The organism is Promicromonospora kroppenstedtii DSM 19349, from assembly GCF_000515355.1.
GTDB lineage: Bacteria > Actinomycetota > Actinomycetes > Actinomycetales > Cellulomonadaceae > Promicromonospora > Promicromonospora kroppenstedtii.
In genome coordinates, this window is record NZ_KI911759.1 from 4,498 (window position 1) to 7,180 (window position 2,683).

General features: G+C 71.4%; 3 protein-coding genes. 2 read left to right on the plus strand and 1 reads right to left on the minus strand.

Going from position 1 to position 2,683, the window contains the following annotated elements:
• Window positions 1-1,229 (plus strand): class II 3-deoxy-7-phosphoheptulonate synthase (locus PROKR_RS26705; RefSeq protein WP_084800699.1); only part of this gene is annotated, 1,229 nt, incomplete at its 5' end.
• Between the two features lie 37 nt (window positions 1,230-1,266).
• Here the strand turns inward: PROKR_RS26705 and PROKR_RS26710 are convergent.
• Window positions 1,267-1,632 (minus strand): Rv2175c family DNA-binding protein, encoded by a 366-nt coding sequence (locus tag PROKR_RS26710; protein WP_026365500.1) that lies wholly within the window; start codon window positions 1,630-1,632, stop codon window positions 1,267-1,269.
• 118 nt (window positions 1,633-1,750) lie between these two features.
• On the opposite strand from PROKR_RS26710, the gene PROKR_RS26715 reads away from it, so the two are divergent.
• The coding region (locus PROKR_RS26715; protein WP_245605981.1) for a protein kinase domain-containing protein at window positions 1,751-2,683 on the plus strand (933 nt) is incomplete at its 3' end.

Below are 2,683 nucleotides of genomic sequence, written 5' to 3' on the forward strand. Positions count from 1 at the left end.
CCCAGGCCGCACCCATCGTGGTGCCCGCACAGGCCGACACCCTGACCGAGCGGCTCGCCGCAGCCGGTCGGGGTGAGGCGTTCCTGCTCCAGGGCGGGGACTGCGCGGAGACGTTCGCCGAGGCGAATGCCGACCGCATCCGCAACAAGATCCGCACCATCCTGCAGATGGCGGTGGTGCTCACCCACGGTGCGAGCACGCCCGTCGTCAAGATGGGCCGCATGGCGGGGCAGTACGCCAAGCCGCGCTCCAGCGACACCGAGGAGCGCGACGGCGAGACGTTGCCCGCCTACCGGGGCGACATGATCAACGGCTTCCCGTTCACACCCGAGGCCCGGATCCCCGATCCGGAGCGGCTGGAGCAGGCCTACCGGATCTCGTCGGCCACGGCGAACGTCGTGCGGGCCTTCACACAGGGCGGTTTCGCCGACCTGCGGCAGGTGCACGAGTGGAACCGCGGCTTCATGAGCAACCCGGCCTACGCGCGGTACGAGAAGACGGCCGACGAGATCGACCGTGCCATCCGGTTCATGCACGCGTGCGGCGCCGACTTCGACGCGCTGCGCTCCGTGGAGTTCTTCCTGAGCCACGAGGCCCTGGTGCTCGACTACGAGCGGGCGCTGACCCGCACGGACCAGCGAACGGGCAGGTCCTACGACACCAGCGCGCACTTCCTGTGGATCGGCGAGCGCACGCGCCAGCTCGACGGCGCCCACGTCGACTTCATGTCCCGGATCGCCAACCCGATCGGCGTGAAGCTCGGTCCGACGACGACGCCGCACGACGCCCTCGCACTGACCGAGCGGCTCAACCCGGAGAACGTGCCCGGGCGGCTCACCTTCATCACGCGGATGGGCGCGGGCAAGGTCCGCGACGTGCTGCCGTCCCTCGTCGAGGCCGTCACCTGGTCAGGCGCGAACGTCACCTGGGTGACCGACCCCATGCACGGCAACACGATCACGTCGGACAGCGGCTACAAGACCCGCCGGCTGACGGACGTGCTCGACGAGGTGGCCGGGTTCTTCGAGGTGCACAAGGCGCTGGGCACCGTCCCGGGGGGCCTGCACATGGAGCTCACGGGAGACGACGTCACCGAGGTGCTCGGCGGCAGCGAGGAGATCTCCGACGCAGGCCTCGCGCTGCGTTACGAGACGCTCGTGGACCCCCGCCTGAACCACCAGCAGTCGCTGGAGCTGGCCTTCCAGGTCGCGGAGATGCTGCGGCGGTAACCGTGCCGGTGGGCCGCAGGTCCGGCCCACCGGACGGTCAGAGCAGCGTCTGCGCCACGCGGCGCACGGCGGCGCGCTTGCCGTGGATGAGCGCGTCCACGGGGCGCTCGCCGAGCTCGTCGTTCGGCGTGAACAGCCACTCGAGGATCTCGGGCTCGGTGAACTGGGCGTCGGCCAGCACCATGATCGTGCCGCGCAGGGTGGGGATGACGCCGGGGCGGCCCTCGACGTCGGGCAGCACGAACAGGGCCGGGACCTGGAAGGTGGTGCGCTCCCCGCGCTTGATGCCGATCACGTGCCGGTCGCTGACCAGCCCGCGCGCCTTGCCCACCTCGATGTCGAGGGACTCGGCGAGGTCGGGAAGGGTCAGCCAGTCGCCCACGAGGGTGTCGAGATCTGTCACGGCGCAAGCCTAGGCGACCGGGCGCGAGACCGTGACACGGCAACGATCCGGCAACGGCCCGCTGTCCGGTATGCGGGTTCCTGCCAGGGCGTGGGTGGTCACCCGTACACTCCCACCCGTGGCTCAGGTGACGGCAGACCCTCTCATCGGCCGCCTCGTCGACGGGCGGTACGAGATCGTCGCGCGCGTGGCGCGCGGCGGCATGGCCACGGTGTACCGCGCGCACGACACGCGCCTGAACCGTGAGATCGCCCTGAAGGTGATGCACCCCCACCTGGCGGAGGGGGAGCAGGCCGCGAGCTTCCGGCAGCGCTTCGAGCGCGAGGCGCGCTCCGCGGCGGGACTGCAGCACCACGGCGTGGTCGCCGTCTACGACCAGGGCACCGACGGCGACATGCGCTACCTGACCATGGAGTACGTGCCGGGTACCAACCTGCGCCAGCTCATCCGCGACGGCGACCTCACGCTCCGCCGCTCGTTCGCCGTCCTCGACGTGGTGCTCTCGGCGCTCGCCGCCGCGCACGCCAAGGGGATCGTGCACCGCGACATCAAGCCGGAGAACGTGTTGCTGGAGGAGGGCACCGGCCGTCCCAAGGTGGCCGACTTCGGCCTCGCCCGCGCCATCTCCGAGGTGTCGAACACGACGACGGGCACCGTGCTGGGCACCGTGGCCTACCTCGCGCCCGAGACCATCGCCACGGGGCACGTCGACACCCGCGCCGACGTGTACGCCGTGGGCATCCTCGCGTTCGAGCTGTTCACGGGCCGCCTCCCGCACGAGGGTGAGGGGCCCATCCAGGTCGCCTACGCGCACGTCAACACGGACGTGCCGCCCGTGAGCGCGTTCGCCGGCCACCTCGGCCGACCGCTGGACCTGCTGGTCCGGGCGATGACGGCGCGCGACCCGGACCGGCGCCCGCACGACGCCGCCGTTGCGCTCGACCTGCTGCGCAGCACGTTCCGGCAGATCCCCAACGAGGTGCTGGACATCCCCGCGAAGGCGGCACCCCCGCCGTCGTCGGCCGCCGTGAAGGCCGCGCGCACCGCCGTG